Annotated in this window: 14 protein-coding genes and 1 tRNA gene; 10 read left to right on the forward strand and 5 right to left on the reverse strand. The window is 58.9% G+C overall.

What is annotated here, in order from left to right; translation table 11 throughout:
- Nucleotides 1-283: 283 nt before the first annotated feature.
- The gene (locus tag MHY13_RS11560; RefSeq protein WP_204611044.1) at nt 284-1,012 is read left to right on the forward strand and encodes an ABC transporter ATP-binding protein; all 729 of its coding nucleotides are present in this window, start codon (nt 284-286) and stop codon (nt 1,010-1,012) included.
- Nucleotides 1,013-3,556 (forward strand): ABC transporter permease, encoded by a 2,544-nt coding sequence (locus tag MHY13_RS11565; protein ID WP_204611045.1) that lies wholly within the window; start codon nt 1,013-1,015, stop codon nt 3,554-3,556.
- 50 nt (nt 3,557-3,606) lie between these two features.
- Here MHY13_RS11565 and MHY13_RS11570 read toward each other — a convergent pair whose 3' ends face one another.
- The 3 genes from MHY13_RS11570 to MHY13_RS11580 are packed head-to-tail and all read right to left on the reverse strand — an operon-like array spanning nt 3,607 to nt 5,697.
- Entirely contained in the window at nt 3,607-3,966 is a 360-nt protein-coding gene (locus MHY13_RS11570; RefSeq protein WP_239283188.1) for a CrcB family protein, read from the reverse strand.
- Complete coding sequence (locus tag MHY13_RS11575) at nt 3,963-4,265, reverse strand: fluoride efflux transporter family protein (RefSeq protein WP_239283189.1); 303 nt, start codon at nt 4,263-4,265, stop codon at nt 3,963-3,965. Before MHY13_RS11575 ends, MHY13_RS11570 begins: the two co-directional genes overlap by 4 nt.
- A gap of 10 nt (nt 4,266-4,275) precedes the next feature.
- On the reverse strand, nt 4,276-5,697 hold the full coding sequence (locus tag MHY13_RS11580; RefSeq protein ID WP_239283190.1) for a sodium:alanine symporter family protein: 1,422 nt from the start codon (nt 5,695-5,697) through the stop codon (nt 4,276-4,278).
- 134 nt (nt 5,698-5,831) lie between these two features.
- Here MHY13_RS11580 and pgm point away from each other — a divergent pair, with 134 nt between their 5' ends.
- The 4 genes from pgm to MHY13_RS11600 all read left to right on the forward strand — a co-directional run bounded on the left by pgm (nt 5,832) and on the right by MHY13_RS11600 (nt 8,882).
- The gene (pgm, locus tag MHY13_RS11585) at nt 5,832-7,448 is read left to right on the forward strand and encodes a phosphoglucomutase (alpha-D-glucose-1,6-bisphosphate-dependent) (RefSeq protein ID WP_239283191.1); all 1,617 of its coding nucleotides are present in this window, start codon (nt 5,832-5,834) and stop codon (nt 7,446-7,448) included.
- A 16-nt stretch (nt 7,449-7,464) separates the two neighbouring features.
- Nucleotides 7,465-7,929, forward strand: a complete 465-nt coding sequence (locus MHY13_RS11590; RefSeq protein ID WP_239283192.1) for a MauE/DoxX family redox-associated membrane protein — start codon at nt 7,465-7,467, stop codon at nt 7,927-7,929.
- Between the two features lie 54 nt (nt 7,930-7,983).
- Nucleotides 7,984-8,733 (forward strand): thioredoxin domain-containing protein, encoded by a 750-nt coding sequence (locus MHY13_RS11595; RefSeq protein ID WP_239283193.1) that lies wholly within the window; start codon nt 7,984-7,986, stop codon nt 8,731-8,733.
- 76 nt (nt 8,734-8,809) lie between these two features.
- Nucleotides 8,810-8,882 (forward strand) — tRNA-Ala (locus MHY13_RS11600).
- A 52-nt stretch (nt 8,883-8,934) separates the two neighbouring features.
- Here MHY13_RS11600 and MHY13_RS11605 read toward each other — a convergent pair.
- On the reverse strand, nt 8,935-9,843 hold the full coding sequence (locus tag MHY13_RS11605) for an NAD(P)/FAD-dependent oxidoreductase (RefSeq protein ID WP_239283194.1): 909 nt from the start codon (nt 9,841-9,843) through the stop codon (nt 8,935-8,937).
- Between the two features lie 80 nt (nt 9,844-9,923).
- Between MHY13_RS11605 and MHY13_RS11610 the strand changes: the two genes are divergently transcribed.
- Together MHY13_RS11610 and MHY13_RS11615 are read left to right on the forward strand one after the other, a co-directional pair.
- Nucleotides 9,924-10,298, forward strand: coding sequence for a DUF805 domain-containing protein (locus MHY13_RS11610; RefSeq protein WP_239194562.1), 375 nt, complete (start codon nt 9,924-9,926; stop codon nt 10,296-10,298).
- Nucleotides 10,299-10,328: 30 nt separating this feature from the next.
- The gene (locus tag MHY13_RS11615) at nt 10,329-11,054 is read left to right on the forward strand and encodes a fructosamine kinase family protein (protein WP_239283195.1); all 726 of its coding nucleotides are present in this window, start codon (nt 10,329-10,331) and stop codon (nt 11,052-11,054) included.
- Here the strand turns inward: MHY13_RS11615 and nadE are convergent.
- Nucleotides 11,051-11,872 carry an ammonia-dependent NAD(+) synthetase gene (gene nadE, locus MHY13_RS11620; protein WP_239194566.1) on the reverse strand — a complete coding sequence of 274 codons (822 nt, stop codon included), beginning with the start codon at nt 11,870-11,872 and terminating at the stop codon, nt 11,051-11,053. The genes MHY13_RS11615 and nadE overlap by 4 nt on opposite strands.
- A gap of 27 nt (nt 11,873-11,899) precedes the next feature.
- On the opposite strand from nadE, the gene MHY13_RS11625 reads away from it, so the two are divergent.
- Together MHY13_RS11625 and ykgO are read left to right on the forward strand one after the other, a co-directional pair.
- The gene (locus MHY13_RS11625) at nt 11,900-13,255 is read left to right on the forward strand and encodes a sugar porter family MFS transporter (RefSeq protein ID WP_239283196.1); all 1,356 of its coding nucleotides are present in this window, start codon (nt 11,900-11,902) and stop codon (nt 13,253-13,255) included.
- A gap of 120 nt (nt 13,256-13,375) precedes the next feature.
- A complete protein-coding gene (gene ykgO, locus MHY13_RS11630; RefSeq protein ID WP_003847162.1) occupies nt 13,376-13,498 on the forward strand; it encodes a type B 50S ribosomal protein L36 in 123 nt (40 codons plus the stop codon).
- Nucleotides 13,499-13,704: the final 206 nt, after the last annotated feature.

Raw genomic sequence — 13,704 nt, forward strand, 5'->3', positions numbered from 1 at the left:
TTGCGGCTTCACGCCGGTACTCCGGCGTGTACTTCTTGCGCTGTTGATTCACAATGAACATCCTCTCCTACGGACACAAGATCCGTACAAATAGGGTGTCCACTACTTGAGGGTAACCTCAAGGAGGGCTAGGGAGTAGGCCGGAGCCCGCAGTGTGTGACCCACGAGAACGGTGGTGCCGGGCTCTCGTATGCCGTTTTCCTCCTCAGGGATGATGTCGGCCGGGGGCCACGGTCGCTAGACTTAAATAGGTAATTTCCCATTTACAAGGAGAATTTGTCTCATGACTAATGCTGCGGCTCGCGCCGTTGACTTGTTTAAGCAATACGGAAGCGATGACACAGCTGTCGTCGCTCTTGATCATGTATCCATTGAATTCGGCAAGAACGAATTCACGGCGATCATGGGCCCATCGGGTTCCGGTAAGTCGACGCTGATGCACACCATGGCTGGTCTCGATTCAGCGACCTCCGGATCAGCATTTATCGGTGATACCGATATGTCGGCGCTCAATGACAAAAACATTACGGCCTTGCGTCGTGACCGGCTGGGCTTTATTTTCCAGTCCTTTAACCTTGTGCCCACGCTGACTGCGGCGGAAAACATTACGCTGCCTACGGATATTGCGGGTAAGGGCGTCGATAAGCAGTGGTTTGAGGAGGTCACTAGCCGCCTCGGCCTAGCAGAGCGCCTGGAACACCGCCCAGCTGAATTGTCTGGCGGACAGCAGCAGCGCGTGGCCTGTGCTCGTGCATTGGTTTCTCGGCCGGAAATCATCTTCGGCGATGAGCCAACGGGCAACCTGGATTCGAATTCTTCGGCCGAGGTGCTCGACATTTTGCGAACCGCGGTGGATAAGGACGACCAAACAGTGGTCATCGTGACACACGATGCCAAGGCCGCCTCGTATGCGGACCGGGTGGTTTTCCTTGCTGACGGCAAGCTTGTGAATGAGTTGCACAATCCGACGATGGAGGCCATTCACCAGGTAATGGCGGAGATTGAGGGCTAAATGGCACGCGGAAACGCAATGCGTAGAGTGTCTCTGCGCAATATCGTGGCGCATAAACTGCGCCTTGGGCTGACGATTCTCGCGGTGGTTTTGGGCACCGCGTTTATTGCCGGCTCGTTTATGTTTACCAATTCGCTGAAGTCGACGTTTGACTCCGCTGTGGATAATCAGTTCCGCGGTGTGGATGCAGTGGTGAGCCAAAAAGACGACAATGGCGCGAAACTGGATGACAAGCTGCGCCAGAAGTTGGCCGACGATAAGGATGTCAAGAACATCAATATCGCGGATTCGGAGACCGTTGTCGCGGCCGATGAGAACTCGGAGGCCTTTCAAACCCAGGGCGGCACGGCCAGTGTTGTTCCGTTCTACCCGGAAGACCAGGTCGTTGGTGGCGCCGATAAGTTGAAGGAGGGCGAGGAGCCTAGCGGTAAGGACGAGGTCCTCATCAACTCTTCCGCGGCCGACAAGTACGACATTTCCGTGGGCCAGAAGCTGACTGTGGTTCACCCCGATGAGCAGGATGAAGTCACCGTCTCTGGCATCTCGGAGCCCGCGGTAGACCAGGGCGAGAGCATCGTGCTGAGCATGGCTGAAAAGGATTACCTGGAGCGCTACGGCGAGCCGAGCCAGCTCAAGGTTTCTGCAGCCGATGGAGTGGATGCGAATGCCTTGGTGGACCACCTGAACGAGAAGTATGAAGTCAAGGCGGAGTCGGGTGAGCGCCTGGCTGAGGAGACCTCGGAGATGATGTCTTCTGCCTTGAAGTTCATCAATTACTTCCTCATCGCCTTCGGCCTGATTGCGCTGCTGGTAGGCACCTTCATCATTGCGAATACTTTCTCGATGATTGTCGCGCAGCGAACGAAGGAGTTCGCTCTCTTGCGTGCGCTGGGTGCTTCCCGTCGCCAGATTACAAACTCGGTGGTGGTGGAGTCCGCCATTGTTGGCGTTCTGGGCTCCATTGTTGGCGTGATTGCGGGTATGGGTTTGGTCGCAATCATTAAGGCAGTCATGAGCGCGCAGGGAATGTCACTCGATGGCGGCTTGGGCCTGAGCGTTTCGGCCATCGTAGTTCCAATTATTTTGGGCACCATCGTGACGGTTGTATCCGCGTGGGCGCCGGCACGGCGCGCGGGCCGCGTACAGCCGGTGGAGGCAATGCGCACTACCGAATCTGCTTCCGGAACTTCCCTGAAGGTACGCACGATTTTCGGTGCCACTATCTTGCTGGTGGGTATTGTTGCGGCGTTGGCAGGCGTGCTTTCCGACGGCGAAACCAGCGTCCGCGCCATCCTCGTCGGCGTTGGTGCGTTCGGCGTCATCGTCGGATTCTTCCTGGCCGGCCCTGCTTTGTCGCTGCCTCTGGTGCCGACGGTGGGCAAGGCAATCGGTGCACCGTTTGGCGCTATTGGTTCACTGGCGGCGACTAACTCGCGACGCAATCCGCGCCGCACCGCCGCCACTGCCTTCGCGCTAACTTTGGGCGTGGCTCTGGTGACGGCCATCGGCATGCTTGGTGCAACGATGAAGTCTTCTGTGGCCGATACCGTGGAGCAGAACATCACTTCTGATTACCTGCTTTCCGGTCCTAGCTCCGGTGAATTCCCGACGCCGAAGGATACGGGTAAGCGCGCGGCGGAGGCCGAGGGCGTCGATAAGGTGATTACCGTCGGTATGGCTCCGGTGACCGTCGATGGTCAGGCATCGATGGATTATGGTCCAGAATTCCAGCAAACGACGACTGCGGATGGAGATCCGTCGTCGATGATTGCGCTCGACATGGTCGAGGGCGATGCCAACTTGGAGAAGGGCTTCATTGCTACCGAAGATTTTGCCAAGGAACACGGCTGGAAGGTAGGAGAGACCTACAAGGTTACTTCTGCGGAAAAGGACAAGAAGGCCGAGGCCAAGCTGGTCGGTACCTTTAAGCCCACCGATGTGGTCCAGAATATGGTGCTTTCGCAGGATGTGGCGGAAAAGGTCGCACCAAAGAAGTCCTTTACCGTCCAAATGGTGGGCGTCTTGGGCCAGGAAGGCTATGACAAGGAAGAGCTGCGCCATAACCTAGAGGACTCGGTCAAGGATTTGGTCGTGGTTCAGGTTAATTCTGGCGAGGAGTATGCGGGCCAGGCGGCTGGCTTTATCGACCAGATGCTCTCCATTCTGTATGGCCTACTTGCCCTAGCGGTGATTATTGCCGTGCTGGGTATTGTCAATACTTTGACCCTGGGTGTTATTGAGCGACGCCAGGAGATTGGTATGTTGCGTGCCGTGGGTACGCAGCGCCGCCAGATCCGTACGATGATCACTCTTGAATCGGTGCAGATTGCGCTCTTTGGCGCGGTGATGGGCATCCTTATCGGCCTCGGCTTGGGCTGGTCCTTCATCGAGATCCTCGGTGATGAGGGATTGGACTCCGCGCAGATTCCGTGGGCGATGGTGCTCATTATGCTCGTAGGCTCGGCTATCGTCGGCATTATCGCGGCCGTCTGGCCGTCGAACCGTGCGGCAAAGACGCCGCCATTGGAGGCAATCGCAGACTAGGTATACAGCTAATGGTCTCATTCTTCGCGCGGAGAATGAGACCATTTTGCTTATATGCCGTGATAAATGCGGGCCGCCCAGATGGTGCCGCGCCAGGCTAGAACGATGCCGAGTCCGATGGTCCAGAAGAGGTATTTGCACAGTCGCCACCACTGTTTGCGTTTGATCATCTCACCCAGTTCCTTCGCCAATGTGGACCAAGTGGATAGGCCGCCGGCGAGGCCGAGGGCGAGGACGGGGTGGATAAGGGGGGCGTCGGCAAGCTGGGCGAAACCATAGGCCAGGCCAATGGCGAGGGAGCCCAAAATATTCGCCACGAAGGTGCAGTAGGGGGCGGGTATAAGCCGGGCAAAGCCATAGCGCAGGCTGCCGCCGATGAAGCCGCCGAGAAGGACGCTGAGAAGATTCATCGCAGCTTGTCACCCGCCAGGTAGCCGCCCGCGCAGCCGATGATGGTGGCAAGTACATAGGCCAGGGCGACGGTCCAATGGGCCTCGGAGGTCAGGAAAGCGAAGGTAGCGAAGCTGGTGAAACCGCCGAGCACGCCGGTGCCCCAAAAGGGGCCGGGCCGGAAGTAGCCCATGAGGGCACTGCCGAGGATATTGATAAGGAGCAGCGGGAGCATGCCGCCGCCGAGCGCGGCGGAGAGGAGGTACCTGGCTACCGCGCCGAGCGCAGCGCCAGCACCCACGACGAGGAAGTGAGGCATGCGGCCTATGTTACTTCCAGTCCATCCCCTGGGACTCTACGAACGCGCGCACCTCATCTACTGGCTTATTGAGCTTGGGGTCAAAGGCTAGGTAGGCCTTGGTCTCGCGAGCCACGAGGCCGGAGAGGAGGATTAGGCCAATGAGGTTCGGGATGGCGATGAGGCCATTGGCCAGGTCGGAGAAGGTCCAAGCGAGCTCGAGCTCCGAGACGGAGCCGACAAAGAGCAGGCACGCGAAAAACATGCGGTAGGGGATAGAAGCCTTGCGGCCGCAAAGGGACTCCAAGGAACGCTCGCCGTAATACGCCCAGGCCATGATGGTGGAAAAGGCGAAGAAGATAATGGAGAGCGAAACGATGGTGCCGCCCCAGTCGCCAGGAAGCACGCGAGAAAAGGCCTCGGCTGTCATGATTCCAGCTTCGTCACGGCCCATATCCCAGGTACCGCCCACAACAATGACCAAGCCAGTGATGGTTACCACGATGATGGTGTCAATGAAGGTCTGCGTCATCGATACCAACCCCTGGCGCGCTGGGTGCGGGGTCTTGGCAGCCGCGGCGGCGATGGCGGCGGAGCCCATGCCGGACTCATTAGAGAAGATGCCGCGGGCAACACCGTATTGAATGGCCATCATGATGGTGGAGCCCACGAACCCGCCAACAGCGGCGGTGCCGGTAAAGGCATCGCTGAAGATCATGGCAAAGGCGGCGGGAATTTCTGCGGCATGCGAGAAGATTACATAGAGCCCGCCCAGGACGTAGACGATGATCATTAATGGGACGAAGGCGGCGGTAATGCGCCCGATGGCCTGGATTCCGCCGAGGAGTACGGATCCCACCAAGACGAAGAGGATCGCACCGGTTGCCGCTGGGGCGATACCGAAGGTCGATTCCATATTGGTGGCCACAGCATTGGCTTGGGCGAGGTTGCCGATGCCAAAGGAGGCGCAAATTGCAAAGATGGCAAAGAATACTGCGAGTACCGATCCGAGTGGTCCGGGGATGCCACGCTTTAGGTATTGCTGTGGCCCGCCGGACATCTCGCCCTTGGAATCCGTGGTGCGAAAACGCACGCCCAGGTAGGCCTCGGTGTACTTGGACGCCATGCCCACGAGGCCGGTAATCCAGATCCATACCAGTGCGCCAGGGCCGCCGATGGACAGCGCGGTGGCCACGCCCACGATGTTTCCCACGCCCACGGTGGCGGCAAGGGCGGTGGTCAGCGCCTGATAATTGGAAATATCACCCTCGGTGGACTGTTCGTCAGAGTCTGTGGCAAAGACGTGACGCGTCGCGCGGCCCAGCGCTCGGAATTGTAGTCCGCCCAAACGAATGGTCAGCCACAGGCCGGTGCCCAGCAGGAGGGGAATGAGGATGAATGGTCCCCACACCACGGTGCTGATGGCGGAGAGGATGGAATTAAGCGAGTCCATTCTTTAAATCTAGCGAACTATAGAAATGGAGTAAATTTCCCCATACCCCCAGTCGGGGGAATATTCGTCCTGCGCAACCACGAGAGAGCAGGCAAGCTGGAATGGAATACCACCCCAACCCCAAGGAGCACGCCATGGCCCATGAGCGCGCCGGCACGCTGGCACAGCCCACGGATCTTATTGATATCGCAGAATTGGTCACCGCCTACTACACCCGCACCCCAGATGCGGAGAACCCGGATCAGCAGGTGTCCTTCGGTACCTCAGGCCACCGCGGCTCCGCGCTGGATCGAGCCTTTAATGAGGGGCATATCCTAGCGATTACCCAAGCCATTGTGGATTACCGCGCGGAACAAGGCGTTGCTGGGGCGATTTTCATCGGCCGCGATACCCACGCGTTGTCCGAGCCCGCCATGGTTTCCGCCCTTGAGGTGCTGCTGGCCAATGGGGTGGAGGTTCGCGTCGACGAGCGCGGCCGCTACACGCCGACCCCAGCGGTCTCCCATGCCATCCTGACCCACCCAGGCACCGATGGCATCGTGATTACCCCGTCCCATAATCCTCCCCGCGATGGCGGTTTCAAGTACAACCCGCCTACCGGTGGACCGGCCGATGCTCAGGCCACCGATTGGATTGCGGGCCGCGCGAACGAGTACCTGCGCGCCGGGCTGGAAGGCGTGAAGCGGACGTCTGTCGCGGGCGTGCTGGACGAGCGCTGCGTGAAGCACGACTACGTGCACAACTACGTGGCTGACCTTGAGAATGTGGTGGATATGCAGGCCATTAAAGACTCCGGCCTGCGCATCGGCGCTGATCCCATGGGTGGCGCCTCCGTGGATTATTGGCAGGCCATCGCTGACCACTACGAGCTCAACATGACCGTGGTGAATCCGGAGGTGGATTCCACTTTCCGCTTTATGACCTTGGATACGGACGGAAAGATCCGCATGGATTGTTCCTCGCCTGATGCTATGGCCTCGCTTATCGACGCCCGCTCAAAGTTCGACCTTGCCACCGGCAACGACGCCGATGCGGACCGCCATGGCATTGTCACTCCCGATGCCGGACTCATGAACCCCAATCACTACCTCGCCGTGGCTATCGAGTACCTCTTTAGTCACCGTCCGCAGTGGGGGAGTGCCGGTGTGGGCAAGACCCTGGTGTCCTCCTCCATGATCGACCGTGTGGTGGAAAGTCTGGACCGCGAGTTGGTGGAGGTGCCCGTCGGCTTTAAGTGGTTTGTACAGGGGTTGCTCGAAGGCACCATTGGTTTCGGTGGCGAGGAGTCTGCCGGGGCGTCTTTCCTGCGCTTCGATGGCTCCGTGTGGTCCACCGATAAGGACGGCATCATTATGGATCTGCTCGCCGCGGAGATCACCGCCGTCACCGGAAAGACTCCGTCCCAGCGCTACGTAGAACTGGCGGAGAAATTTGGCGCCCCAGCCTATGCCCGCACCGACGCCCCCGCGAACCGCGAGCAGAAGGCCATCCTCAAGAAGTTGTCTCCGGACAAGGTCACCGCTACTGAGCTGGCGGGCGCGGACATTGTGGCCAAGCTGACGGAGGCACCCGGCAACGGTGCGGCGATTGGCGGCCTGAAGGTAGCGACGGAAAATGCCTGGTTCGCCGCCCGTCCTTCCGGCACTGAAGATAAGTACAAAATCTATGCCGAATCTTTCTTGGGTGAGGAACATCTCAAGCAGGTGCAAGCAGAAGCACAGGCAGTTGTTTCCCATGTATTAGGGGTTTAACGCTACACTCATCCTCGTGAGTAGCAAGATTAATGGGAAGCTGGTGCTCCATGTCATCAGCTTCATCGCCCGCTTTTTTATGGCTTGGGTGTGGATTGACGCCGGCGTGCATAAGCTTGGCAAAACCCTAGACATGACCCAGGCCGTTAAGGGCTATGACATTTTTACGCCTGATTGGGCTCTTTACCTCGCAACGGTCATTGGCCCACTGGAGGTTATTGGTGGCGTGCTCTTGCTGCTCGGGCTGTTTTTGCGAAAGTCCTCCATCGTGGCCACCGTCGTGTTGCTGCTCTTTATGGTGGGCATCGCACAAGCTTGGGCCCGTGGACTGGATATTGACTGCGGCTGCTTTGGCTTTGACGCCCAAAATCCTGACCGAGGAATGGATTATGCGAAGACGCTGCTGCGCGACGCCGCATATCTATTCCTGACCCTATGGACCATCAAGCGCCCCTTCACCAAGTTTGCCCTTCACCCCTAGTAGGTGGGCAAGGTAGGCTGATCGAGTCCGAAGAATTGCAAAGGCAAGGTTCAAATGAGCAAAGTAACTGACCCTAACGCCAAGGGTGGCAACGGTTTTATCTGGGGAGTTGGCGTACTCCTCGTCATCATTGCCGTTGTTATTGGCTACATCGTGTGGAATGGCAAGCAGTCATCCACGGATTCCGTCGATGCCCTTGAAGCCAAGGACGTAAATATGTCCATGGAGTACAACGACGGCGCTATCACCCTCAAGTCTGAGAGCGCTAAGAAGGGCACCCCTGAGGTGGATCTCTACGAAGACTTCGCCTGCCCGCACTGTGCTGAGTTGGCTCAGGCTACCGACGGTGACATGCAGAAGGCCATCGAAGATGGCAAGCTGATCGTCCACGTGCGTACCCTCAACTTCTTGGATGGCGAGGACATTGAAAACCAGGAGGGCTACTCCACTAAGGCAGCAGCTGCTATGTCCGAGCTGGCCAAGTCTGGTGATATCAAGACCTACTGGAACCTGCGCGACTACATGCTGCAGAACCAGCAAAAGGTGGCTACTTCGTGGGACATCAAGGACATTGCTGACGCCGCCAAGGAGTTTGGCGCGGACGACGATGTCGTTGATTCCATCAAGGATGTGGACGTCAAGCAGGGCAATAAGGTGGCGAAGACCAATTACGACAAGTTGAATAAGGAGACCGGCTCTGTCTCCTCGCCGCGCATCATCAAGGATGGCAAGGATGTTCCATCCGAGGCGGACCAAAAGGCCGGAAAAAACCTGGGTGACTGGGTAGAAATCGTCACCAAGTAGCAGGCGATTTGGAGAGTTAAATACCCTCCATGTATATTTAAGCGAGTTGCAGCCCACAGGGTTGCACCTCGTTTGAGGGGCTATGGCGCAGCTGGTAGCGCACCACACTGGCAGTGTGGGGGTCACGGGTTCGAATCCCGTTAGCTCCACAATATAAAGGAGAGGAACATTAGTTCCTCTCCTTTTCCTTGTTGCGGTGGGCTAGAGCTCCGCCAGGTCCTCATCGAGCATGCGCTGATCGATGGCGATGCCCACGGCCGCGCCGCTTCCCATCGCTTGCGAGACTTGGTCCGGTGAGCTGACCACATTGCCGGCCGCCCACAGGCGTGATACCGAGGTCTGGCCATGCTCTACGCTGACCCACCCGTTGGTTAATTCGCAGCCGGCATCCCGCAGCAGTGCGTCATTGGGCAGAAAATCGGGCCCTGTAAAGCACGCTTCATAGGTGTCTTCTCCAGTGGAGCTTTGCACTACTACGCCGGTCGACGATGCCTTCTCTGGCCGGACTTGTGTCACTTGCGCATCGTTTACCTCTACACCCAATCCGGCGAGTTGGGTGCGATCAAGATCGGTGAGCTCAAGGCCGTTGGGGTAAAAGGTCAGCGTGTCCGTCCACGTGGACAGCAGCTTGCTGATCCGGATGGTAAAAGGCGGATTCGCGCCGCCGATGAGTGCAACCTTCTTCCCGGTAACTTCGTAGCCATGGCAGTATGGGCAGTGAAAGACCCTGGTGCCCCACAAATCGCTGAGGCCGGGGACTGCAGGGAGCTTGTCCGTGAGCCCCGTCGCGACGAGAACGTGGCGGGATTCGAGAACCTCGTCGCTGCCAAGTTTTATCTGCCAAGGCTCGCACTCGGAAACACGGGTGAGTTTCTCCACCGAGCCCTGGGTAATGATTCCGCCGAATTTCTTGACCTCCGCGTGACCGCGCTGAAGCAGTTCGGCGGGAGCCGCGCCATCGAGGCCAAGGATGCCGTGGGCATGTTCGCTGAAGCGATTGCGGGGAGCCTCAGAATCGATTAACTGAATTTTTCGGTTAGCGCGGGCCAAGGTGATGGCCGCAGCGGTGCCGGCAAAGCCACCGCCGATGATGATGACGTCCGAGTACATTGCTCCTCCTTTATAGGAAGTGGGTAGCATGGTTTGCAGCCGAGTATATGCAGTCAACATCGAAGGGGCTCGCGCGCAGAATGACTGATGAATCCACAGGGTTCTTTACACGCGACGCGCTCTATGGGGCGTCGCCTGTACAGGCGCTAGGCAGGTTCTTTGTAAAGTACTTCAACTTTCGTGGCCGGGCGTCCATGAGTGAGTTTTGGTGGGTTTTCGGTTTCCTCGTGCTGAGTTCTGTGGCAATCGGCATTATCGATCGGCGCTTTGGCGTGGATATTGAGACTATTGCCGAGGCGGTACTTGTGATTCCAGTCGTTTCTTTGATGTGCCGGCGGCTGCACGATTCCGGGAGGACGGGGTTGTTATGCCTGATTGGGTTCATTCCCGTGCTCGGTGGAATCGCGTTGCTCTTTATGATGGCCCTGCCCACGCAGGGCCGCGCGGCGCTTTAAAAATTTCCTTGCCTGATTAGGCTGGGCGGCATGCAGACTTTTTCAAAGCGAGTACGCGACAGAGATCAAGCAGGTGCCGAGGCTGCCGGACTGCGGTGGCTCGGGGAGGCCACCGACGCGGTGGTCAACGTCGTGAGCGCCGACGGGCTGGAAATAGTAACCGAGCGTGTGGACGAGGTCATGCCTACGCCGGAGGCGGCGCGGACATTTGGTGCGGAGCTGGCACGCATGCACCGCGCGGGAGCCGAAGCGTTTGGCGCGCCTCCCACCGGGTGGGAAGGCAAGAACTTCATCGGCAGTATCGAACAGGACTGCCTCCCGACGGATAATTGGGGGGAGTTCTACGTTCAGCAGCGCGTGCTGCCTTTTGCGGAACTGGCAGGGATTAGTGCGGCGCAGCTGGACTTGGTAAGGCGTGCCTGCGACGCCATCGTCGCGCGCAGTTGGGATGTGGCGCCGGCTCGCATCCACGGCGATCTGTGGGCGGGCAACCTGCTCTTTGACGCGGACGGCGGCATCATGATTGACCCCGCCGCCCATGGTGGGCACCCGCATACGGATTTGGGGATGTTGGCGCTTTTCGGGGCACCGTACCTCGAGGAGATTTTCCGGGGATATGGTGCGCCGAAGGACATTGAGAAGTGGATTCCCATGCACCAGCTACACCCGTTGGCGGTGCATGCGCTTACGCACGGCGCCAGCTATAACCGCCCGTTGGAGCGCGCGGCTGCCGCAACCTTGGAGGCGCTGGGCTAAAGATTCGGCCCCTGCGGCATGATGCGTTTGTGGGCGCCGCGGCGCCATAAGGTTTCGATGCGCTCGCGGGCGGCGTCGGGAACCGCTTTGCCCTCCAGGTAGTCATCGATGTGGGCGTAGGTGACGCCGAGGGCTTCTTCGTCGGGAAGCTGGGGCTTATCGTCCTCCAAGTCCGCGGTGGGAACCTTCTCCCAGGTAGAGCGCGGGGCACCAAGGTGCTCTAGGAGGGCGGCGCCTTGGCGCTTATTGAGGCCGGCCAAGGGGAGGAGATCCGCCGCGCCATCGCCCCACTTGGTAAAGAAGGCGGTGACGTTTTCCGCCGCATGGTCGGTGCCGATGACTAGCGCGCCGACCTCACCGGCGATGGCATATTGGGCGGTCATGCGCAGGCGGGCTTTGGTATTGCCACGGTTGAAATCGGTGACGTCGGCAAGCTGCAGCGCATCCGCCACCTGCTCGTCGAGGGCCAAGGTGGCCGGCTTGATATCGACGGTGGGGCGGTGATCGGGCTGGATGAAATCCAGAGCAATCTGGGCATCGTCCTCATCGGCCTGCACGCCGTGGGGCAGGCGCACGGCCCAAAACTCCGCGCCGTCGACGCGCTCCACCGCCAGCTGCGCAAGCTTTCCCGCCAAGGTGGAATCTTGGCCGCCAGAGATCCCCAGCACGTAGCCTTTAGCGCCGGTGGCGCGCAGGTATTCAACCAGGAAATCCACGCGGCGCTGCACTTCCGCTTCTGGATCGATAAAGGGGCGCACACCCAGGGCTTTTATGATGGTTTGCTGCAGGTTTTCGGCATCGTTCGACATGACGTTCATGGTAGCCGCCTGACACAATATTGTGCTGTGAATAAGGAAGTTTATGTCAAGGTAGTAGCTGGAATAGCGGCCCTGGGCGGGCTGCTATTTGGATACGACACCGGCGTGATGTCCGGTGCCTTGCTTTTTATTAGCCCCGCATTCGACATGAGCGCGCACCAAGAGGGCTGGGTGACCTCGATGCTGCTCGTGGGTGCTGCAGTAGGGGCGCTGACGGCCGGGCGCATCGCCGATAGGTATGGGCGCCGTTTCACGCTGATTGCAGGCGGCATTATTTTCGTGGTGGGCTCCATCTGGTGTGCGCTTTCCGGCTCGGTGGGGATGCTGGCCACGGCGCGCACCTTTTTGGGCTTTGCCGTGGGTGCAGTGTCCATCGTGTCTCCCATGTACATCGCGGAGATCGTGCCCGCCAAGGTGCGCGGGCGCATGGTCTCGCTCAATACCCTCGCGATTGTGGTGGGTCAGTTGATGGCCTACCTGGTCAACTCCGCGCTGGCCTCTACCGGTAGCTGGGAGTGGATGCTGGGCCTGGCCGCCGTTCCAGGCCTAGCGCTGGCGCTCGGAATGGCTTTCCTGCCAGAGACGCCGGTATGGCTGGCCACTAACGGGAAAATGCCCCGCGCCCAAGAGATTGCCGGGCGCGCCGGGATGGATATTTCGGAGCTGACCTCGCAGGACACTGCGCGCAAGTCCAGCGGATCCGAATGGAAGGCGCTGAAGGCCAATCGCTGGATGCAAATTACGGTGCTGCTTGCCATGTTGATGGGGCTGACGCAGCAGATTACCGGCGTCAACGCCATCGTGTACTTCGCGCCGACCATGATGAACCAGGTGGGGATATCCACGGCTAACTCGGTTTATACCTCCATCGTTATCGGCACGGTATCCGTGCTGGCCTGCTGGGTGGGGCTGAAGGTCGTGGACCGCATTGGGCGAAAGCGATTGTTGCTGATCGGCCTGACTGGCAATGTGGTCTCGCTGTTTATCCTCTCCTTTGCCTATTCCCACGCGCAGGACTCCACCGCCATGGCGATGGTCTCGTTGGTATTCATGGCGCTGTTTATCGCCTTTCAGCAGGCGGCAGTGTCGCCCACTACCTGGCTACTCATCTCCGAGCTGGTGCCACTGCAGGTGCGCGGCCTAGGCATGGGCATTGCGGGGCTCTCGCTATGGGCCACCAACTGGGCCGTGGCGCAGTACTTCCTGCCGCTAGTGGAGTGGCTGACCGGCCCGGTGGCGTTTATCGTCTTCGGAGCCTTTGGTCTCATCGCCATCGGCTACACCAAGGTTTTGGTTCCAGAGACTATGGGACGTAGCCTGGATGAGGTAGGCGAGGAAATGAAGTCGCGCTACGAGCGCGAGTCCGCACCCGTGAAGCCTTAGTGTTTTGGTATTGACGGCCGTGTGAGGTAACATTTTTCCTCGTGTCATGGCTGGGGATTCCCAGTCCGTGCTTTACTTATTCAACCGCATGTAGATTGCGCATAACGAAAGGAGCGCCCGATGAAGGTCCGTAAGTCCCTTCGGTCGCTGAAGAAGAAGCCGGGCGCCCAGGTTATTCGCCGCCACGGTAAGGTCTTCGTGATCAACAAGAAGGATCCCCGTTTCAAGGCTCGTCAGGGCTAATTGAGACGCGATTCCATCCGCTCCCTCCGGCTTCCGGAGTGGGGCGGATTTTTTTATGCGTGAGCTCCGGCACAAAGGATAAATTCGGGTTAAGGGTCAAAAAGTGTGTCCGGAATCGCGGATTTTCACGGATTGACCTGTAGGTTTCCGGAAAGTATATGCTCCGGAAGCATATATCTAGCCCCCGACGGGAAATCCTCGGTGTG

It is taken from the genome of Corynebacterium sp. ACRPE (genome assembly GCF_022347435.1).
Classification (GTDB): Bacteria; Actinomycetota; Actinomycetes; order Mycobacteriales; family Mycobacteriaceae; genus Corynebacterium; species Corynebacterium tuberculostearicum_D.